This is a genomic window from Massilia forsythiae (assembly GCF_012849555.1).
Lineage (GTDB): Bacteria > Pseudomonadota > Gammaproteobacteria > Burkholderiales > Burkholderiaceae_D > Telluria > Telluria forsythiae.
In genome coordinates this window covers 2,687,295-2,707,311 of sequence record NZ_CP051685.1, presented here as the reverse complement: position 1 = coordinate 2,707,311, position 20,017 = coordinate 2,687,295, and the positions used below count along the sequence as shown (strand labels likewise).

The 20,017-nt window shown below is 67.0% G+C and carries 19 protein-coding genes; 9 read left to right on the top strand and 10 right to left on the bottom strand.

The features are described 5' to 3' along the window. Positions 1 to 90: 90 nt before the first annotated feature. The 8 genes from corA to mpl all read right to left on the bottom strand — a co-directional run bounded on the left by corA (position 91) and on the right by mpl (position 8,884). Complete coding sequence (corA, locus tag HH212_RS11670) at positions 91 to 1,056, bottom strand: magnesium/cobalt transporter CorA (protein ID WP_170202627.1); 966 nt, start codon at positions 1,054 to 1,056, stop codon at positions 91 to 93. A 304-nt stretch (positions 1,057 to 1,360) separates the two neighbouring features. After that, positions 1,361 to 2,137 (bottom strand): monofunctional biosynthetic peptidoglycan transglycosylase, encoded by a 777-nt coding sequence (mtgA, locus tag HH212_RS11665; protein ID WP_170205399.1) that lies wholly within the window; start codon positions 2,135 to 2,137, stop codon positions 1,361 to 1,363. Positions 2,138 to 2,153: 16 nt separating this feature from the next. Further along, complete coding sequence (gene aroE, locus HH212_RS11660) at positions 2,154 to 2,975, bottom strand: shikimate dehydrogenase (protein WP_170202626.1); 822 nt, start codon at positions 2,973 to 2,975, stop codon at positions 2,154 to 2,156. Between the two features lie 110 nt (positions 2,976 to 3,085). Continuing rightward, on the bottom strand, positions 3,086 to 3,970 hold the full coding sequence (locus tag HH212_RS11655) for a TonB family protein (RefSeq protein WP_170202625.1): 885 nt from the start codon (positions 3,968 to 3,970) through the stop codon (positions 3,086 to 3,088). Positions 3,971 to 4,094: 124 nt separating this feature from the next. Beyond that, the gene (locus tag HH212_RS11650) at positions 4,095 to 6,200 is read right to left on the bottom strand and encodes an RNB domain-containing ribonuclease (protein ID WP_170202624.1); all 2,106 of its coding nucleotides are present in this window, start codon (positions 6,198 to 6,200) and stop codon (positions 4,095 to 4,097) included. A 1-nt stretch (position 6,201) separates the two neighbouring features. Further along, complete coding sequence (locus HH212_RS11645) at positions 6,202 to 6,852, bottom strand: chorismate--pyruvate lyase family protein (RefSeq protein WP_229217680.1); 651 nt, start codon at positions 6,850 to 6,852, stop codon at positions 6,202 to 6,204. Beyond that, the gene (locus tag HH212_RS11640; RefSeq protein ID WP_170202623.1) at positions 6,849 to 7,505 is read right to left on the bottom strand and encodes a YqiA/YcfP family alpha/beta fold hydrolase; all 657 of its coding nucleotides are present in this window, start codon (positions 7,503 to 7,505) and stop codon (positions 6,849 to 6,851) included. Before HH212_RS11640 ends, HH212_RS11645 begins: the two co-directional genes overlap by 4 nt. Beyond that, positions 7,502 to 8,884 carry a UDP-N-acetylmuramate:L-alanyl-gamma-D-glutamyl-meso-diaminopimelate ligase gene (mpl, locus tag HH212_RS11635; protein WP_170202622.1) on the bottom strand — a complete coding sequence of 461 codons (1,383 nt, stop codon included), beginning with the start codon at positions 8,882 to 8,884 and terminating at the stop codon, positions 7,502 to 7,504. The genes HH212_RS11640 and mpl overlap by 4 nt, the downstream gene beginning before the upstream one ends. Before the next feature lie 89 nt (positions 8,885 to 8,973). Between mpl and HH212_RS11630 the strand changes: the two genes are divergently transcribed. The 8 genes from HH212_RS11630 to HH212_RS11590 all read left to right on the top strand — a co-directional run bounded on the left by HH212_RS11630 (position 8,974) and on the right by HH212_RS11590 (position 16,453). Next, complete coding sequence (locus HH212_RS11630) at positions 8,974 to 9,606, top strand: hypothetical protein (protein ID WP_170202621.1); 633 nt, start codon at positions 8,974 to 8,976, stop codon at positions 9,604 to 9,606. Beyond that, positions 9,603 to 10,151, top strand: a complete 549-nt coding sequence (locus tag HH212_RS11625) for a TlpA family protein disulfide reductase (RefSeq protein WP_170202620.1) — start codon at positions 9,603 to 9,605, stop codon at positions 10,149 to 10,151. Before HH212_RS11630 ends, HH212_RS11625 begins: the two co-directional genes overlap by 4 nt. 112 nt (positions 10,152 to 10,263) lie before the next feature. After that, the gene (aroQ, locus tag HH212_RS11620) at positions 10,264 to 10,701 is read left to right on the top strand and encodes a type II 3-dehydroquinate dehydratase (RefSeq protein ID WP_170202619.1); all 438 of its coding nucleotides are present in this window, start codon (positions 10,264 to 10,266) and stop codon (positions 10,699 to 10,701) included. Between the two features lie 87 nt (positions 10,702 to 10,788). After that, positions 10,789 to 11,262 carry an acetyl-CoA carboxylase biotin carboxyl carrier protein gene (gene accB, locus HH212_RS11615; protein WP_170202618.1) on the top strand — a complete coding sequence of 158 codons (474 nt, stop codon included), beginning with the start codon at positions 10,789 to 10,791 and terminating at the stop codon, positions 11,260 to 11,262. Between the two features lie 113 nt (positions 11,263 to 11,375). Then, complete coding sequence (accC, locus tag HH212_RS11610; RefSeq protein WP_170202617.1) at positions 11,376 to 12,782, top strand: acetyl-CoA carboxylase biotin carboxylase subunit; 1,407 nt, start codon at positions 11,376 to 11,378, stop codon at positions 12,780 to 12,782. After that, on the top strand, positions 12,779 to 13,729 hold the full coding sequence (gene prmA, locus HH212_RS11605; protein ID WP_170202616.1) for a 50S ribosomal protein L11 methyltransferase: 951 nt from the start codon (positions 12,779 to 12,781) through the stop codon (positions 13,727 to 13,729). Before accC ends, prmA begins: the two co-directional genes overlap by 4 nt. A gap of 4 nt (positions 13,730 to 13,733) precedes the next feature. Then, positions 13,734 to 15,503, top strand: coding sequence for a zinc-ribbon and DUF3426 domain-containing protein (locus HH212_RS27310; protein ID WP_229217679.1), 1,770 nt, complete (start codon positions 13,734 to 13,736; stop codon positions 15,501 to 15,503). 11 nt (positions 15,504 to 15,514) lie between these two features. After that, complete coding sequence (locus HH212_RS11590) at positions 15,515 to 16,453, top strand: carbohydrate kinase family protein (RefSeq protein WP_170202615.1); 939 nt, start codon at positions 15,515 to 15,517, stop codon at positions 16,451 to 16,453. A 118-nt stretch (positions 16,454 to 16,571) separates the two neighbouring features. Here the strand turns inward: HH212_RS11590 and HH212_RS11585 are convergent, their stop codons facing one another. Then, complete coding sequence (locus HH212_RS11585) at positions 16,572 to 17,093, bottom strand: YggT family protein (protein ID WP_229217678.1); 522 nt, start codon at positions 17,091 to 17,093, stop codon at positions 16,572 to 16,574. Between the two features lie 78 nt (positions 17,094 to 17,171). Beyond that, positions 17,172 to 19,454 (bottom strand): hypothetical protein, encoded by a 2,283-nt coding sequence (locus HH212_RS11580; protein ID WP_170202614.1) that lies wholly within the window; start codon positions 19,452 to 19,454, stop codon positions 17,172 to 17,174. 111 nt (positions 19,455 to 19,565) lie between these two features. On the opposite strand from HH212_RS11580, the gene HH212_RS11575 reads away from it, so the two are divergent. Continuing rightward, complete coding sequence (locus HH212_RS11575; protein WP_170202613.1) at positions 19,566 to 19,850, top strand: hypothetical protein; 285 nt, start codon at positions 19,566 to 19,568, stop codon at positions 19,848 to 19,850. The last annotated feature ends 167 nt before the right edge of the window (positions 19,851 to 20,017 follow it).

The window sequence follows — 20,017 nt, the reverse complement described above, 5'->3', positions numbered from 1 at the left end:
ACATGTAGGTGAACTTGAGATGAATCAGGACGTTTTTGCTACGTCCTGATAAGTAAATCGGGGATTTTTGGAATGACGCTCGGCGGGCGCTTATTTCAACCAGCCGCGATGGCGGAAATACAGGAAGGGCGCGATCGCGCTGATGATCATCAGGCTGAGCGACCAGCCATAGCCGAACTGCCATTCCAGCTCGGGCAGGAACTTGAAGTTCATGCCGTAGATGCTGGCGATCAGGGTCGGCGGCAAAAAGGCGACCGAGGCCACCGAGAAGATCTTGATGATCTTGTTCTGGTTGATGTTGATGAAGCCGACGGTGGCGTCCATCAGGAAGTTGATCTTGTCGAACAGGAAGGAAGTGTGGCCGTCCAGCGATTCGATGTCGCGCAGGATCTGGCGCGCTTCCTCGAACTGGTCGGTATTCAGCAAGCGCCCGCGCATCAGGAAGCTGACGGCACGGCGGGTGTCCATCATGTTGCGGCGGATACGGCCGTTCAAGTCTTCCTCGTGGGCGATCGCGTTCAGCGCGGCGGCCGCGTCCTGGTCGCTAAAGTCCTTCTGCAGCACGCGCTCGCTGACTTCTTCCAGCGTTTTATAGATGCCTTCCAGCGTGTCGGCCGAGTACTCGGCGTCGGTCGCATACAGGTCGAGCAGCACGTCCATGTAATCCTCGATCGAGCCAGGACGCGAACGCGCGCGCAGGCGCACCAGGCGGAACACCGGCAGCTCGTCGTTGTGGACCGAAAACAGGATTTTGCGCGCCAGGATGAAGGCGACGGTGACGATGCGCGACGGGCCGTCCTCTTCCTCGCGCAGGAAATCGGTGCGCAGGTGCAGGTCGCCGTTCTCGCCCTCGTAGTAGCGCGCCGACGCTTCGATGTCCGAGACCTCGTCCTCGCCGGGCAGCACCACGTCGTAGGTCGCCTTGACCCAGGCGCGCTCCTCGTCGGTCGGATCGGTGAGATCGACCCAGACAGGCGCCACGTTCTCCAGATCGGCGCGCGAGGCGATCGGCACCTGGTTCAGTCGGCCATTCTGGAGGACAAATACGTTGATCATGCGCTGCTTTCTCGGCCGGATTCGGAAACAGCGCAAGTGTACCCGTAAGCCCTGAGGCCGGCCACCCCACGGCCGATAATTCTGCCCACGAGCAAGGTCTTAGATTCGGGGTCAAAGCAGATTCGAACGTGAATTCGGGGTCAGAGCACAATTGCAGGAAATTGCTTGTTTTAACTATCGGCTTGTCGACGCAACGGTTTTGCAGACTTGGCGCTACTTGGCCGTACGAACGCATCGGCGAAACCCGCATGCGATTTCTGCTCTGACCCCGAATTTGCCGCCGAAAGTGCTCTGACCCCGAATGTCATGGCAGGTCGGCGGCACTCATGCGGCGCTGGATGATGCCGGTGCGGCGCGCCAGGTAGCTGGTGCTGCGGTGGCGGTCGTAGTAGCGCGGGTTGGGCAGCATCACCGCCAGGCGCGCGGCCTGGGTGGCGTTCAGGCTGGCGGCGGCGGTGCGGTAGTAGTAGCGCGCCGCGGCTTCGGCGCCGAATACGCCACGCCCGAACTCGACCACGTTCAGGTAGATCTCGAGGATGCGTTCCTTGCTCATCACCGCTTCCAGCATGTAGGCGATCACCAGTTCCTGGCCCTTGCGCAGGTAGTTGCGCGAGCCGGACAGGAACAGGTTCTTGGCCAGCTGCTGGGTGATGGTGGAGCCGCCGCCGACCACCTTGTGGCGCTTGTTGTTGCGCTCGTAGGCCTTTTCCAGCGCGTCCCAGTCGACGCCGTCGTGCTCGGCGAAGTTGGCGTCCTCGGAGGCGATCACGGCGCGCTTGAGGTTGTCCGAGATGCGCGCGTACGGCACCCAGGTCTGCTTCAGCGTGGCGTTCGGGTTCTGCACGCGCAGCTCGGACAGCTGCGTGCGCATCATGCTGGTCGACGACGGATCGAACCGGGTCCACCAGCACACCATCAGGAAGAAATACAGCTGGAGCAGCAGCACCAGCAACAGTGGCCCGAGTACCAGCCACTTGAGCCAGCGACGCGGACTGTTCGCTGCGCGCGCCGGCTTGCCGCCAGTCGGCTTGCCTGCCCTGCCCCCTTTCGCCGGAGCCGCCCTGGCTGCGCCCACCTTCATCATGCGCTCGCCCTCATCATGCGCGCAGCCGCTGCAGCAGCGCTGCCGTCTGCGGACGCACGCCGCGCCACAAGGCAAACGCTTCGGCGGCCTGCTCGACCAGCATGCCGAGGCCGTCGCGCACGACCGCGCCGTGGCCGGCGGCGAATGCCATGAACGGGCTCGGTTCCTTCCCGTACATCATGTCCAGCGCCAGCGCGCCCGGCTTCAACGCCGTGGCCGGCACCGGCGGCAGCGCCGCGCCCAGGCTGGCCGAGGTGGCGTTGACGACCACGTCGAAGCCGCCGTCGATGGCGTCGTAGCCGCAGGCGCTCAGCTGGCCGGCATGCGCCAGGTGCGCGCCGAAGTGAGCGACGAGTTCGTCGGCGGTGGCGCGCGTGCGGTTGGCGATCACGATCGCCGCCGGGCCTTCCTGCAGGATCGGCAGGATCACGCCGCGCGCGGCGCCGCCGGCGCCCAGCAGCAGCACGCGCTTGCCTGCCAGCGCCACGCCGGCATTGCGCACGATGTCGGCCACCAGGCCGGGACCGTCGGTGTTGTCGCCGACGATCCCGCCGCCGGCCTCGAACAGCAGCGTGTTCACGGCGCCGGCCAGGCGCGCGCGCTCGGCCAGGCGGGTGGCGACGCCGGCCGCTTCCAGCTTGAACGGCACGGTGACATTGGCGCCGCGCCAGCCCTGCGCCGCCAGCTCGCGCACGGTGGCGGCGAAGCCGTCGAGCGGAGACAGGCGACGTTCGTAGATGAGGTCCTGCCCGGTTTCGGCTGCGAAGGCGGCGTGGATCTCGGGGGATTTGCTGTGGGCGATCGGGTTGCCGATTACGCAGTATTTGTCTGTCATGTTCTTGTCTGATGAAACCGTCGTGGGGTGGACGTGGCCGGCGAGGCGGCTATGCCGTCCACGCGTCCAAGCAAACCATGCGCCGCGTAAAACGCCTACGTACGTCGACGTCACGCACCACTCGCACCCAGCTCCGCCTGCAGCTTTTCCTCGCGCGTGAATTTGAAACGGGTCACCACGATCCACAAGTCATCCTTGTCGGACGAGCGCATGTTGGCCGGGAATTTGCCGAACGGCGCCGCGCGGCGCACGATCGCCAGCGCGGCCTGGTCCAGCGCCGCGTTGCCGGAGCCGCGCTCGATGCGCGGCCCGCCTTCCTTTTCGTAGATGCTGCCGTCCTGGAACACCGGGATGTACACCACCAGCTCGCCGTACAGCTTGCGCCCGCCCTGCTGCGGGAAATTCAGCGTGCCGACTTCCTCGACGCGCTTCTGCATCGACTTGTAGTACAGGGCGTAGCCGGCTTCCTGGGTGCTCGGGCTGATGAAGGTCTTGCGCGGCCGTTTATTTTCGTCGGCGATGCGCTGGGTGATCTCGGCCGTCATGCGCGCGATCGCGCGCGTGGTGTCGGCATTGTCGGCGCCATTGCGGCTGGGGTCCGGCTTGGCCTGCTCGGTGGGCGCGGCGGTATTCAAGGGCGAGGCGCGCGTGCGCGTCAGGATGTTGTTCTGCTGCCGCTCCAGCTCGGCGATGCGGCGCTGCATGGCCTTGATGCTGTCGCCGTCCTCGATGCGCTTGAGGTCGGGCAGCGGCGATTGCGCGCGGCCGCTATCGGCATTGCCGCCGCCATCCAGGTTGGCCTGCGCCAGCGCCTCGGCCTTGACCGGGGCGCGCTGGTGCTTGGCGTTGACCAGGATGACTTCCAGGCCCGGATCGGCCGGCACCAGGCGGAATGCGTCCGGCGCGGCGAAACGGATCGCCAGCAGGGCGGCGTGCGCCAGCACCGAGACGGTGACGGCGATCAGCAGGGGGCGGTGTTGTCGAGCGTACTTCACGTGCTGCGCGGAAGGGTATTGGAACAGGGAAGATCCATTCTACCGTGCGCGAGCGCGAGTTTGCGAGGCTTCGGGGAAACTATCGGTCCCCGAAGCAACAGGATTTTGCAGGGATGACAAACCGTCAAGCCGCTTGCGGTGCCTGCGGCGGCGCCGGTTCGGCCGTGACATCGGTCTGGGTTTCCGGATCGACCACCGTCACCGCGCCTTCGGCCTCGGCCGCCTCTTGCGCGGCAGCCTCGCCGCTGTCGGCATCCTGCCCACCCTCGGCGCCCTCGGCCGGCGCGGATTCTTCCTCTTCTTCCTCGAACGCGCCGGTGTCGGCCGGCGCCGCCGCCACTTCCAACAGGCGCGCTTCCAGCGTCAGGTCGACCTCGTCCCAGCGCACGATGTCCAGGCGCACCTGGGCGCCGCGGGGCACCGAGGGCATGCCCGGCATGCGGATCACCAGCGGAATCTCGACCAGGCGCAGCACCTCGTCCTTGAGCACCACGGCGTCGACCTGCCTGGCCTGCTCCTGGCCCAGCCAGCGCAGGCACCAGTAACGCTCCATGTTCTGCTGGAAGTCGTTATATGCCGCATACGCCGCGTCGAAGGCGGAGACGATCGAGAACAGCGTGGCGTCACGGTGCTTGAACGGCGCCACCAGCGGTGCGGTCACGCCGTTGGACGCGCAGGCCAGGATCTGCCACTGGTTGACCAGGTCGGTGTAGCGGCGCAGCGGCGAGGTGCTCCAGGCGTACTGGTCGACGCCCAGGCCCTGGTGCGGCGCCGCGTGGGTCACCATGCGCACCTGGATCTTGGCGTTCCAGCCGCCCGCGCCCGGCCCCTGCGAGCGGTAGATGCCCGGCACGCCGCAGTCGTGCAGCAGCTTGCCCCAGGTGCTGTTGGCGAAGATCATCAGCTCGGCCACGATCTTGTCGAGCGGCGCGCCGCGCTTCCTGCGCACGATGCTGACCACGTCGTCCTCGACATAGAAATTGAAGTCGACGCGATTCGCCTGTTCCGGCTTCAGGCCGAAGGCTTCGCGCTTCTTCATGCGGCCCGCTTCCAGCTGCAGCGCCCACTGCCACAGCAGGCCGAGTTCGTCCTTGTGCGGGTACTCGCCTTCTCCGCTTTCCAGGGTCTCTTCGTTGACCAGCTGGTCGAGGTCGTTATGCCGCAGGTTGCTCTTGATCGGCACGCGTTCGGCGCGCGTGGTGGTGGACAGCACGGTCCAGCCGGCCGGGTCGAGCGTCGCGTACAGCGACAGCGCCGGGCAATCCGTGCCCTCGGCCAGGGTGAAGGCGTTCACGACTTCGTCCGGCAGCATGGTGATCTTATCGCCCGGCATGTACACGGTCGACATGCGCGCGCGCGCGATCTTGTCGATGGCGTCGTCCGGACGGATGCCCAGGCCCGGCGCGGCGATGTGGATGCCGACCCGTACCGTGCCGTCGTCCAGCTTCTCTACCGAAAAGGCGTCGTCGATCTCGGTGGTGGTCACGTCGTCGATCGAGAACGCGGCCACCTTCGCCAGCGGCAGCTCGCCGACCGGTGCCGGCGCCGTCACCGGCGCAAAGCCGGCGCCGCGCGGGAAGTTCTCGAACAGGAAGCGCGCCATGTGCAAGTCCTTGGCCGAGGCGATGCCGCCGGTGCTCAGCATCAGGCGCTGCGGCGTGGTCTGCAGTTCGCTGGCGGCGGTGTCCAGCGCCTTGAATTCGATGCCGTTCTTGTCCGGCTTGAACAGCAGTTGCTGCACCAGCGGCTGCAGCGCGGCCGGCAGGCGTCCGGCTTTCAGTTCGTCGACGTAGGATGCCTGCACCAGCGCCTGCTGCTTCTTCTTTTCGATCCCGGCCAGCGCCGCGCGCAGCGACTGCTCCGGGGCCGCCTTGTAGCGGCCGCGGCCCTTTTTATAGAAATAGATCGGCGCGTTGTGCAGCGCCAGCACCAGGCCGGCCGCCTCGAACGGCAGCGGCGCGTGGCCGAAGTACTCGGCGCCCAGCTCGGCGAAGCCGAACTCGTCTTCGCCCGCCACTTCCCACAGGAACTCGAGATCGATGTCGGCGGCGATCGCCTTGGCCTGCTCCAGCAGCTCGGCCGGGGCCGGCTTCTCGAACTGCAGCATCACGTCCTTGGTCTTGACCTTGGTGCGCTTCCCGCTCGGCATTTCGACCTGGTAGGCCTCGCCGGCCTGCGACAATACGCTGCCGACCTTGAAATCGCCCGACTCTTCAAAAAATACGTTCATGTCATTTCGTGTTCGTTACGGGAGCCGCGCCGCCGCTGTCGCCGTTGCCGGTACGGATGGCGGCTGGCCGTGCTTCCCTTGTGGTTGCGGCCGGCGCCAGGTCGAGCACCGCCGGCAAGAATACCTCGGTGACCATCAGCAGGCCTTGACGGCGGCGATAGACGCAGCGCCGGGCATAGTATGTGGCATCCGCGTCGAACGCGGTGCCGAGCGCCGCGCGCATGCGCGCCAGCAGCGGGTGTCCGGGACGGATGCGCGCGAACTGCAAGGCGCCGCGCCGCACCAGCGGATCGTGGAAGAGCGTGGTGCCGAGCGAGCGTTCGCCCAATGCCGAGAACAGCGGCCAGTCGCCGGCGTCGGCATCCAGCGGCATCACCGTGTGGCCGTAGACTGCCGCCACGCCGTCGCAGCGCAGCAGCACTTCGCGCTCGATGACCTGCTGTGCGCGCGCCAGGCCGAGCGCCGCCGCCTCGTCGGCCAGGCACGGCGCGCGCCCCTGGCGCAGCTTCTGTACCCGGAACGCGCGGCTGTGGGCGACCAGGCGCGCGGTCAGCGAGCCGGGCGTGGTCAGCCAGTCGTGCAAGGCGGCCGGGGCGCGCACGCCGCCGGGATGCGCCAGCCAGCGGGCCCGGCGCAGCGACGCGTGGTTCACTGCCGCGGGTCCGATCCGGCCGCGCCCTCTGTTCCGTCCGCCGCCGCGAAGCCGCAGAACGCCAGCACGGCGTCGACGTAGCGCTCGAAGTCCGACACCGCGTGGTCGCCGCCCTGGATCAGGTGGCCGGGTGCGCCGGCGTAGTGGGCCAGCATGTCGCGGTAGTCCAGCACCTCGTCGCCGGTCGCGGCCAGCAGGTAATAGCGCTGCGGCCGGGTGATGCCGGCGATCTTCAGCGCGGCCAGCTCGTCGATGTAGTCGCGCTTGAATTCGAACGGTGCGTCCGAATGCCAGGCGGTGGTCACGCCGACGTGCTGCTCCAGGTTCTTCAACGGGTCGACCGCCGGATTCACCAGCGCCGCGCGGCAGCCGAAGCGCTCGGCCAGCCAGGTGGCGTAGAAGCCGCCCAGCGACGAGCCGACGATGGCCACGCGGTTCGCATCGGCGCGCGCGTGGCGCTCGACCAGGGTCAGCACCAGCTCCATCGCCGCCCTGGGCGAGGCCGGCAGTTGCGGGCAGATCAGCTTGCCGGCCAGCCCGGCGCGCGTCAGGCGTTCCTGCACCACGCGCGCTTTATAGGAACGCGGCGACGAGCGGAAGCCGTGCAGGTACAACAAATATTCAGGGCACTGGGCCGGCGCCGGGGCGTTCATGCTGCCAGCGCGTCCAGCAGTTTCTGGTGCACGCCGCCGAAGCCGCCGTTGCTCATCACCAGGATATGGTCGCCCGGCTGGGCCGCCTGCACGATCGCCTGCACCATGTAGTCGATCTGGTCGAAGCTGTGGGCGATGGCGCCGAGCGGTTTCAGGGCGTCGGCCAGCGACCAGCCCAGCGCCTGCTGGCTGCCGAAGCCGAACACCAGGTCGGCATCCTTCAGGCTGCCCGGCAGCGCATCCTTCATGGCGCCCAGCTTCATGGTGTTCGAGCGCGGTTCCAGCACCGCCAGGATGCGTCCATTCGTACCACTGGCCGCGCCGATCTTCTGGCGCAGGCCGCCGACCGTGGTGGCGATCGCGGTCGGATGGTGGGCGAAGTCGTCGTACACCGTCACGCCGCGCACCGCGCCGCGCACTTCCATCCTGCGCTTGACGCTCTGGAAGCGCGCCAGCGAATCGATCGCCTGCGCCGGCGGCACGCCGACGTGGCGCGCGGCGGCGATCGCGGCCAGCGCATTGGTGCGGTTGTGGTGGCCGGTCAGGTCCCATTGCACGGTGCCCTGCAGCTCGTTCTTGAACAGCACCTCGAAGCTGCCGCCGCCGGCGTGCTCGACCAGGCTCCAGTCGACCCCGCCCGAGGCGCCGAAGCTTTCCTTCTCGCTCCAGCAGCCGCGTTTCAGCACCCGCGCCAGCGCGGCCTCGTCGCCATTGACCACCAGGCGCCCGACGCCGGGCACGGTGCGCACCAGGTGGTGGAACTGGGTCTCGATGGCGCCGATGTCCGGGAAGATGTCGGCGTGGTCGTATTCCAGGTTGTTCAGCACCGCGGTCTTGGCGTGGTAGTGCACGAACTTGCTGCGCTTGTCGAAGAAGGCGGTGTCGTACTCGTCCGCCTCGATCACGAAGAAGTCCGAGTCCTGTTCGCCTGACAGGCGCGCCGACACGCCGAAGTTCATCGGCACGCCGCCGATCAGGAAGCCGGGCGAGTAACCCGCGTCTTCCAGGATCCAGGCCAGCATCGACGAGGTCGTGGTCTTGCCATGCGTGCCGGCCACGGCCAGCACCCATTTATGACGCAGGATATGTTCCCCGATCCATTGCGGTCCCGACATATACGGCAAGCCGCGATTCAGGATTTCCTCGATCAGCGGATTGCCGCGCGTCATCACGTTACCGACCACGTACAAGTCCGGATTCAACGCCACCTGCTCCGGCGAAAAACCCTGGATCAGTTCGATCCCCTGGGCTTCGAGCTGGGTACTCATCGGGGGATAGACGTTGGCATCGCAGCCGGTGACGCGGTGTCCGGCCTCCTTGGCCAGGACCGCCAGTCCGCCCATGAAAGTGCCGCAGATGCCGAGGATATGGATGTGCATGTTGACCGGAAAAATATGCTGGGGAAAGAACGAATACGCGATTCTACCCGACGCGATGCCCTTTTCCGTTCAAGAGTATCATCATGGACATGATGCCTACACCAAACGATGACCTCCAACAGTTACGCTCGCGCATCGCCGCCACCGCGGCGCGCATGATCGCGCAGGACGGCGCCGACTATGCCACCGCCAAGGCCAAGGCGGCGCGTCAGGTGCTGGGCGTGGACCGGCCGGCGCCGAACTATTTGCCCGACAATTTCCAGGTCGAGGACGAGGTGCGCCGCTACCAGGCACTGTTCCAGGGACCGGCGCTGGCGGCGCGCCTGCTGCGCAAGCGCCGCGCCGCGCTCGAGGCGATGGAACACCTGGCCGAGTTCAATCCCTACCTGACCGGCAGCGTGCTGAGCGGCACCGCCGGCGAGCACGACGATATCCACTTGCAATTGTTTGCCGACAGCGCCAAGGAAGTCGAGATCTGGCTGCTGAACCGCAACGTCGACCTCGACATCTCGGAAACCCCGCACTTCAAGGGCGGGCGCCACGACCCGGTCGAGACGGTGAGTTTCCAATGGCAGAAGGAAACCGTGCACGCCGAACTGTATGACTTGAACGATTTGCGCGGCGCCCTCAAGCCGCGTGCCGATGGACGCCTGCAGCGGGTCGACATGACCGGCCTGCGCGCATTGATGACGACCGACGAAACCCTGGAACAAGACGAATGAACAAGAAACGACTGGCGGGCTACGCCATCCTGGCAACCGCCTTTACCGTGTTCGGCGCCATCGCCGGCGTCAAGACCACCGGACCGGCCAGCGCCACCCCGGCGGACGGCAGCCTGGACGGCGGCAGCGCCAAGCTGTACGCCCAATCGCTGAACGACCTCGCCGGCAAGCCGCAGGCGCTGGCGCAATGGAAGGGCAAGCCGCTGCTGGTGAACTTCTGGGCATCGTGGTGCGCGCCATGCGTGCAGGAGATGCCGGAACTGTCGGCGCTGGCGGCCAAGGACGGCGGCAAGCATTTCAACGTGATCGGCATCGGCATCGATTCCCCGGGCAACCTGGTGGAATTCACGCAAAAGGTCAAGGTCGCCTACCCGGTCTACGTCGGCGGCATGGGCGCCACCGACCTGGCGCGCGGCCTGGGCAGCGCCACCGGCGGCTTGCCGTACACGGTCCTGATCGGCGCCGACGGCAAGGTGCGCAAGACGTATACGGGACGCCTAAAATTCGACCAGTTGCGTGCAGATCTTGCCAAGCTGCAAGGTTGACAACTGATCCGCGAACGGTCGTTCACTTCTTTTCGCTCGGCTTTTTAGCGCTTGCCAACACGACATGTTGGCGGCAAAATGCCTGACTTTCGGGCAAACAGACGGTTCCACCATGGCGAAAAAGCTCCTGCTGCTCAACGGCCCCAACCTGAATTTGCTGGGGACGCGCGAGCCGGCAGTGTACGGCGCGACGACGCTGGCCGATATCGAACGGGCCGCCACTGCCCAGGCGGCGGCGGCCGGTGCGCAGTGCGCCTGCTTCCAGAGCAACCATGAGGGCGCGCTGATCGACCGTATCCATGCCGCCAGGCAGGAAGGGGTCGATGCGATCGTCATCAACCCGGGCGGACTGACCCACACCAGCGTGGCGCTGCGCGATGCGCTGGCCGGCGTCGACATTCCGTTCGTGGAAGTGCACATCTCTAATATCTACAAGCGTGAGGAGTTCCGGCACCACTCGTTTTTGTCCGCGATCGCGCAAGGCACGATCTGCGGGCTGGGAGCTGATGGATATCGCTTTGCCATCGACTTCGCTCTGAAAGAGCGTTAATCTACGACAACTTCACGCATTCTTGCGGATTCGCGCAACACCTGACGCGCCGCATGCTCTTAAACCAATAATTCCAAGGGGTTTCACATGGATCTAAGAAAACTCAAGACGTTGATCGACCTCGTCGCCGAATCGGATATTGCTGAACTCGAAGTCACCGAAGGCGAAAGCAAGGTTCGCATCGTCAAGTCTTCCGCAATCCCGCAGAGTCAGGTGGTCATGGTCCCGCCGCAAGGCGTGCAGCAATTCTCGGCGCCGGCCGTGCAGGCCGCCGCGCCGGCCCCGGCGGCCAATGGCGCCGCCCCGGCCGCGGCCGCCGAGCCGACCGGCCACGTGGTCAAGTCGCCGATGGTCGGCACCTTCTACCGTTCGTCGGCGCCGGGCGCCCCGGCCTTCATCGAAGTCGGCTCGACCGTGAAGGAAGGCGACACGCTGTGCATCATCGAAGCGATGAAACTCCTCAATGAAATCGATGCCGACATCGCCGGCACCGTCACCAAGGTGCTGGTGGAAAACGGCCAGCCCGTCGAATTCGGCCAGCCGCTGTTCGTGATCGGCTGACGATCCCTCTCGGCGCAGGCGGTCGCTGCGGCGCACGGCGCCGGGTGTCCGCCCTCCCCCGATCCAGTTGTTCCCGGCATGCCGCCGGCACTCACAGAAACATCGAACTTACCATGTTTGAAAAAATCCTCATCGCCAACCGTGGTGAAATCGCGTTGCGTATCCAGCGCGCGTGCCGTGAAATGGGCATCAAGACCGTTGTCGTGCACTCCGAAGCGGACAAGGACGCCAAGTACGTGAAGCTTGCCGACGAGTCCGTCTGCATCGGCCCGGCGCCGTCGGCCAAGAGCTACCTGAGCATGCCGGCCATCATCAGCGCGGCCGAAGTGACCGATGCCGAGGCGATCCACCCGGGCTACGGTTTCCTCTCCGAAAACGCCGACTTCGCCGAGCGCGTGGAAAAATCGGGCTTCGTGTTCATCGGCCCGCGTCCGGAATCGATCCGCTTGATGGGCGACAAGGTCTCGGCCAAGCAGGCCATGATCAAGGCCGGCGTGCCCTGCGTGCCGGGCTCGGACGGCGCCTTGCCGGACGATCCGAAGGAAATCATCCAGACCGCGCGCCGCGTCGGCTATCCGGTCATCATCAAGGCGGCCGGCGGCGGCGGCGGACGCGGCATGCGCGTGGTGCATACCGAGGCGGCCCTGCTGAACGCGGTGGCGATGACCAAGACCGAGGCCGGCAGCGCCTTCGGCAACCCGGAAGTCTACATGGAGAAGTACCTGGAAAATCCGCGCCACGTGGAAATCCAGGTACTGGCCGACGAGCACAAGCAGGCGGTCTGGCTGGGCGAGCGCGACTGCTCGATGCAGCGCCGCCACCAGAAGGTGATCGAGGAAGCGCCGGCGCCGGGCATCCCGCGCAAGCTCATCGAGAAGATCGGCGACCGCTGCGCCGAAGCCTGCCGCAAGATCGGCTACCGCGGCGCCGGCACCTTCGAGTTCCTGTACGAGAACGGCGAGTTCTACTTCATCGAGATGAACACCCGCGTGCAGGTGGAGCACCCGGTCACCGAAATGATCACCGGCATCGACATCGTGCAGGAACAGATCCGCATCGCCTGCGGCGAGCGCCTGCGCTTCAAGCAGCGCGAGATCATGCTGTCGGGCCACGCGATCGAGTGCCGCATCAACGCCGAAGACCCGTTCAAGTTCACCCCGTCGCCGGGCCGCATCACCGGCTGGCATCCGCCGGGCGGTCCCGGCATCCGCGTCGATTCGCACTCGTACGCCGGCTATTACGTGCCGCCGCACTACGATTCGATGATCGGCAAGGTCATCGCCTACGGCGCCACGCGCGAGCAGGCGATCCGCCGCATGCAGATCGCGTTGTCGGAGATGGTGGTCGAGGGTATCCTGACGAATATCCCGCTGCACCGCGAACTGATGGTCGACGCCCGCTTCATCGAAGGCGGCACCAACATCCATTACCTGGAACAGAAGCTGGCGCACAAGCCGGACCTGTCGAAGGAAGTCGCCATCGGCGCCCAATCGGCAGCAGACGCGAAGGTCGAACAATGAGCTGGACTGAAGTCGTCATCGAAATCGCCCGCGAGCATGCGGAAGGCCTGTCCGACGCGCTGATGGAAGCGGGTGCATTGTCCGTCTCGGTCGAGGATGCCGACGAAGGCACCGAGGCCGAGAAACCGCTGTTCGGCGAGCCGGGCATGGTGCCGGAACAGGCCGCCTGGGACCACAGCCGCGTGGTGGCATTGACCGACGAAGACGCCGACCAGGCCGCCATCATCGCCGAAGCCGCCGCCGCCATTGGCCTGCAGGCGCCGCCGGCGTTCACCACCCGTTCGGTGGCGGACGCGGACTGGGTGCGCCTGACGCAATCGCAGTTCGAGCCGATCCACATCGGCAAGAACATCTGGGTGGTGCCGAGCTGGCACGAAGCGCCGGACCCGAACGGCCTGATCCTCGAAGTCGATCCGGGACTGGCTTTCGGCACCGGCAGCCACCCGACCACGCGCCTGTGCATGGAGTGGCTGGAAGCGCATCCCGCCCTCGAACGGTCGGTGCTGGACTACGGCTGCGGCTCGGGCATCCTGGCGATGGTGGCCAAGAAGCTGGGCGCCGGCGACGTGGCCGGCGTCGACATCGACGAGCAGGCAATCGAATCGGCCAGGCTGAACGCCGAGCGCAACGATTGCGCCATCGACTTCTACGTCCCGGACGCCTTCGTGGCGTCCAGCCGCGGCAACGCGCGCTTCGACATCGTGGTCGCCAACATCCTGTCCAGCCCCCTGAAACTGATGGCGCCGATGCTGTCCGGCCGCGTGGCCGAAGGCGGTTCGCTGGTGCTGTCGGGCGTGCTGGCGCGCCAGGCCGAGGAAGTGGCCGCCGCCTACGCCCCGTTCATCCAGCTGGGCGTATGGGCCGAGCACGACGGCTGGGTCGCCCTGCACGGCCGTCTCGGCCAGGAGAGCGCGCCGCCGCCGCGCGGCGCCGACGCTGCCGGGTAAGGCCATGGCGCTCGCGACCCGGTGCCCGTATTGCCAAACCGCGTTCCGGGTCGCGGCGGACCAGCTCAAATTGCGCGGCGGGATCGTCCGCTGCGGCGCCTGCCAGCGCATCTTCGATGGCGGCGCCAACCTGATCGACACCGAGGCGCCGGCGGCCGGCAAGGGAGATGGCGGTGCGGCGCCTGCTCCGGGCGCGGCTGCGGCTTCGCCTGTCTCCCCCGCCGGCGCCACGCCACCCGTCCCCGACGCCACCACCCAGGCCACGCCGGAAGCGTCCGCGCAAGCGGGCCAGGACGCGGCGGCGCCGGCCGAGCCGGCGCACGGCATCGACTTCGATACCGTCCCGGTATATACCCTCGATTTCGGCAGCACTTTCGGTCCGCTGGGCATCCTGCCCAGGGCGGCACCCGACGGCGCCGCGGCGGCGCCACGACCGGCGCAGGAAGCGCCGCCGCACGGCGACGTGCTGGCCCGTGCGGTCGACGCGGCGGCGGCGCCTGCCCTCGACGAGGCGCCCGCGCCGACGCCGGACGCTTCCGCAGCGGACCAGGAACCGCCGGCGCCGCACGGCGAGGTTCTCGCGTACGCGCTGGACGCGCTGACGCGTGGCGCCGCGGACGCGGCCGCCGCACCGCACGATGCATCCGCCCTGCCCGCGCAAGACACGCCGACGCAGGACACGTCCACGCCACATGGCGACGTGCTGGCCGCTGCCGTGGACGTCGCTGCGGAAGCCGGCGACGCGCCTGGCGACGCGCCCTTGCAGGCCCTGCCGGACTGGATCGAGCCTGACCGGTTCGCGGCCGACCGGGTCGCGCCTGACCGGGTCACGCCTGACCAGGCCGCACCCGCCCGCGCGGGACCGCAGCAGGCCGAATCCTCCCCCCTGCCGCCGGCATCCGCCTTTGCGCCGCAAGGCCGCATCGAACCGCGCTTCGACCTGCCGGTGGACGAGGAACTGGTCGCGCAAGCGCTGCCCGGCCACGACCCGGAACCCGAAGCGGCGCACGGCCGGGCCGATGGCCGCGATGCCGCCGCGCCGCCGTCCGCGGATACGGCGGGCGCCGGCGACGCCTTTTCCGCCGGCCTGCCGCTGCGCGCCTCGGCCGCCGGCGAAACCCAGTCGTTCCCTTCGTCGACGGCCGCACCGGAACCGAAATCGGCGCGCGCCAGGGCGCTCGATGCGCGCACGCGCCGCTCGCGCATGACGCCGACCAACATCGACGCACCCAAGCTGCGCGTGCCGGAAAGCGACGAGCCGGAATTCGTCAAGCGCAGCCGCAAGCAGGAACGCTCGGGGCGCGTGCGCCGCATCGTCATGGGCGTCGGCGCGGCGCTGCTGCTGCTGGCGCTGGCGCTGCAGCTGGCGCTCGCCTTCCGCAACACGCTGGCGGCGCGCCATCCGGGTGCGCGGCCGGCGCTGGGCGCGCTGTGCGCCGTGTTCGGCTGCCGCGTCGGACTGCCGGCCCAGATCGACAGCCTGGCGATCGAGACCGGTGAGCTGACCAGCCTCGGTCCCGACACCTACGCGCTCGCCACGCTGCTGCGCAACGGCGGCGCGCTGCCGCAGACCTGGCCCAGCATCGAACTCGAACTGACCGACAGCGGCGACAAGCCGGTGCTGCGGCGCGTCTTCGCGCCCGCGGAATACCTGCCGCCGGGGGTGTCCGCCGCCGCCGGCTTCGGCGCGCGCTCGGAACAAGCGGTCAAGCTGCAATTCGCGCTGACCGACCTGAAACCTTCCGGCTATCATATCGCCGTTTTCTACCCCTGAGGCTTCATCCCATGTCCAAGACTTCGCTGATCTGCGGCTCGCTCGCGTTCGACAAGATCATGCAATACCACGGCCGCTTCGGCGAAACCCTGCTGGCCGACCAGCTGCACCGCGTGAACGTCTCGTTCCTGGTGCCGACCCTGCGCACCGAATACGGCGGCTGCGCCGCCAACATCGCCCACAACTTGGCCATGCTGGGCGGCGATCCGCTGATCATGGCCACCATCGGCCAGGACGGCGGCGAATACCTGGAGCGCTTCAAGAAGGCCGGCATCGCCACCGGCGCCATCCGCGTCATCGAGCACGCGTACACGGCCCAGTGCTTCGTTACCGCCGACCTGGACAACAACCAGATCAACGCCTTCCACCCCGGGGCGATGCAGTTCTCGCACGAGAACAACGTGGCCGACCATGGCGAGTTGCGGGTGGCGATCATCGCCCCGGACGGCCGCGACGGCATGCTCAAGCACGCGCGCGACTGCGCTGCGCAGGGCCTGCCCTTCGTGTTCGACCCGGGCCAGCAACTGCCGATGTTCAACGGCGAGGAACTGCTCGCCTTCATCGAGCAGGCGACTTATTTGGCCTGCAACGACTACGAGTTCGAGATGGTCATGGACCGCACCGGCCTGGGCCTGGAAGACATCGCGACGCGCCTCGATGCGCTGGTCATCACGCGCAGCGAAGACGGCTCCGACATCTATGCCGGCGGCGAGCACCACAAGATCCCGGCGGTGCCGGCCAGCGCCGTGGTCGACCCCACCGGCTGCGGCGACGCCTACCGCGCCGGCCTGCTGTTCGGCATCGCCAACGATCTCGACTGGCCGACCACCGGCCGCCTGGCCAGCCTGCTCGGTTCGATCAAGATCGCGCACCAGGGCGGCCAGAACCACCGCTTCACGGCGCAGGAAATCGCCGACAGGTTCGAGACGGCGTTCGGCTACCGTTATTGAGCGACAGCGGCCGGCTTGCCGGCACGCCTGCACCGTCTTAAACGACAAGGGCTCCAGCCCGGCATGCAGCGCCGGCCTGGAGCCCTTGTCGTTCCGGACGCCGTCCGGGAGGCAGGCTTCAGAAGATCTGGCGCAGGATGTACAGGGCGATCTGCAGCAGGATGAAGGCCACCAGCACGGTGATGTCCAGGCCGCCGAGCGGCGGGATCACGCGGCGCAACGGCCGCAGCAGCGGTTCGTTCAGCGCATGCACGAACGGCGCCAGCGGCGCATGCGGATTGATCCAGCTGAAGATCACTTCGATGATCAACAGGCCCATGAAGCCGTACACGATCCAGGTAAGGAAGCGGTACAGCGCATACAGCACCACGGCCTGTCCCGAGGCGCCCATCAGCAGCAGCACCGAGCTGGCCGCCAGCACCACCAGGAACGCGCCGATCAGGCTGGCCCAGTCGTAACCGCGCATGCCCGGCACGACGCGGCGCAGCGGCAGCACCAGCCAGTCGGACAAAGTATAGGTGAACTGCCCGACCGAGGCCGGCGGACGCACGCGGATCAACTGCATCCAGAAACGCAGCAGCAGCACCCCGCCGAGGACGCCGGCCGCGGTATCGACGATCAACTGAAGAATGGACAGCACAAGAACTCCTTAAAAAAAAACCGCTGTGTGAACATTTCCACACAGCGGTATTGTGCCTGAAGCAGGCGCGTATTGTCGTTACGGACGGCTGCTGGTCGGGAAGGGCCATGCGGCCGGTGCGATCACCGTCTTGGCGGCCGGCTGGGCGCCGTCCTGCTTGGCATCGGCGCCATCGGACTTGGCGTCGGCCTTGGTATCGGCCTTGGCTTTGCCCTTGGCGGCGGTGGCCTTCCTGGCGGCCGGCTTTTTCGCTGCGGTGTCCTTGGCGACGGTGTCCTTGGCTACGTTATCCTTGGCCGCGCCTTTGGCGGCGGTCTTTTTCGCTGCGGCCGGCGTCGATGCCGCGCTTGCGGCCGGCGCATCGGCTGCAGTGGAAACGGCGGCCGTTGCCGTCACATCCGGCTGGATGCCGGACTGGACTTCCGGTTGTGCATCCGCCTTGGCGCCGGACTTGCTTTCCGCCTGGGCGGCGGGCTGCGCATCCGCCTTGGCATCGGACTTGGCATCCGGCTGGCTTGCCGATGCGGCGTCAGGCTGGCCGGCCGGCTGCGCCTGGGCGCTCTTCGCGCTCTTGCCGGCCTTGGCCACGGCCTTTTTCAACTCCGTCATCGTGTCGAACGGCGGCGGCTCGCCATTCGCGGAATCGGTCTTGACGCCTGCCTCGGTGGCCAGCGCGGCCGCCTTGCCGGTGGCAGCCGGTTTGGCACCAGCCGATTTCGTACCAGCCGCCTTTGCCGGTGACTTGGTCGACTTGGCGACCGGCTTGCCGGTGCTCGACGCGGCGGTGGCCGGGGTGGTGGCGGCCTTGGCGGACGACGCCTTGGTCACTGCCGATTTGGCGGCCGGGGTCTTGGCCGCTGTGCTGCCGGTCGCTGCAGATTTGGCGGCGCCGCCCTTGGCGGTGGTTGCCTTGGTAGCGCTGGCCTTGGTGGCGGCTGCCTTGGTGGCGCTGCCGGCGGCAGCGGTTTTCTGTGCGGCCGGCTTGACGCCGGCTTTCGGCGCTGCGCTTGCCGCGCCCTTGCCTGCGGTGGCCTTGGCGGTGGTGTTTTTGGCGCTGGTGGTTTTGGCGGCAGCAGTCTTGCCCGATGCTGCGGCGCCGGCTACCGGCTTGGCTGCCGCAGCCTTGGCGCCGGTCTTGGCGGTAGCGGTCTTGCCGGCCGTGGCCTTGCTTGCAGCTGGGGTTGCTGCCGGCTTGGCAGCGGTGCCCTTGGCAGCAGCGGTCTTGGTTGCAGCGGTCTTGGTTGCGGCGGTCCTGGTTGCAGCCGGCTTGGTGGCGCTGCCCTTGGTCGCGCCGGTCCTGGTGGCAGCGGTCGCGGTTGCCGACGCGCCAGCCGTCCTGGCGGCCGAGGTCCTGGCCGTTGGGGTTTTGGTTGCAGCCGACTTGGTGGCGCCGGTCTTGGCGGCCGTGCTCTTGGCGGCGCTCGTGCTCTTGGCAGCGGCAGTCTTGCTTGCAGCCGTCTTGGTCGCGGCAGTCCTGGTGGCGGCGGTCTTGCCTGCTGCGGATTTGGCCGCCGAGCCCTTGGCGGTGCTGGCCTTGGTTGCCGTCGCCTTGCTTGCGCTGGCCCTGGTGGCCGGCGTCTTGCTGGCGGCGGTCTTGGCGGCGGTCGACTTGGCTGCGGTCGACTTGGCTGCGGTCGACTTGGCTGCGCTTGCCTTGGTAGCGGTGGTCTTTGTAGCGGCGGCCTTGGTGGTCGCGCCCTTGGCGGCGGTCGATTTGGCAGCGCTCGATTTAGCGGCCGCGCCCTTGGTAGCGCCTGCCTTGGTTGCCGCAGTCCTGGTCGCCGCGGTCTTGGCGGTCGATGCGCTGCTTGCAGCGGACTTGCTTGCGGTGGACTTGCCTGCAGCCGGCTTGGTAGCGGTTGACTTGCTTGCCGACGCCCTGGACGCTGCGGTCTTGGCTGCTGCCGGCTTGGCGGCGGCGCCCTTGGCGCCAGTCGCCTTGGTGGCGCTCGCCTTGGCCACAGTCCTGGTGGCCGCAGCCTTGCTTGCCGGTGCCTTGACGGCAGCGGTCTTGCCTGCTGCCGGCTTGGCGGCGCCAGACTTGGTGGCAGCGGTCTTGGTGGCGGTGGTCTTGGCGGCGGTGGACTTGGCGACGGCAGCCTTGGTCGCAGTAGTCTTGCCGGCTGCAGGCTTGGTTGCTGCGGTCTTGGTCGCAGGGGTCTTCGCGGCCGCAGTCCTGGTCGCAGCGGCGGTCTTCGTGGCGGCGGTCTTGGTCGCTGCAGCCTTGGCCGCAGGCTTGCCGGTCGTCTTCACGGCTGCCTTGGCCGCCGTTTTCTTGGCGACGGGTTGATCGGCGGCGGCTTTGGTGGCGGCGGTCTTTGCGGCCGGCTTTGCTGCTGGTTTTTTTGCGGCTGTTGCCATTTTGTGTTCTCCTTCTCTGCGATGAGAAATACGCTACAAGGTTTGAACCCGTCCGACCCGGTCTGCTTGGTCGGGCGAATTATTCATCGTCGCACACGCCCGTGTACGTCAATGAATCCGGCACCAGCTGAACGACTGCAACACCCCGAAGAACATCTCGAGAAACCTGCTGCGCGTCGCATCGACGACATGACAGGCGCGAAGGTTTTTCGAGATTCCCTACTTCTGCAGTACTTCAGCTATCGTCGTCGCCGACGACCGAAACAACAAGTTCGATGGTTCATGACGCCGTTCATCGCGCTGCGCGCCGAGGAGCGAAAAGAAAAAGCCGCCATGCCCGAATTCCAGTTCAGGCATTGCGGCTTGTTCTTTTCGATAAGCTCACGTGCATACTGAATGAATCAACGCCCCATTTTTAATCGGTTTGCTTCCCGTTTTGCGCTCGATAAAACCGGCGTGTTCACGTTTTGACAAATTCAATCACGTAAAGTACACGAAAACCTTGTCAGTGCGCAACCCGCGCACGGGAATTTTCGTTCTCGTGCGGAGGCGGGCAAGCAGGC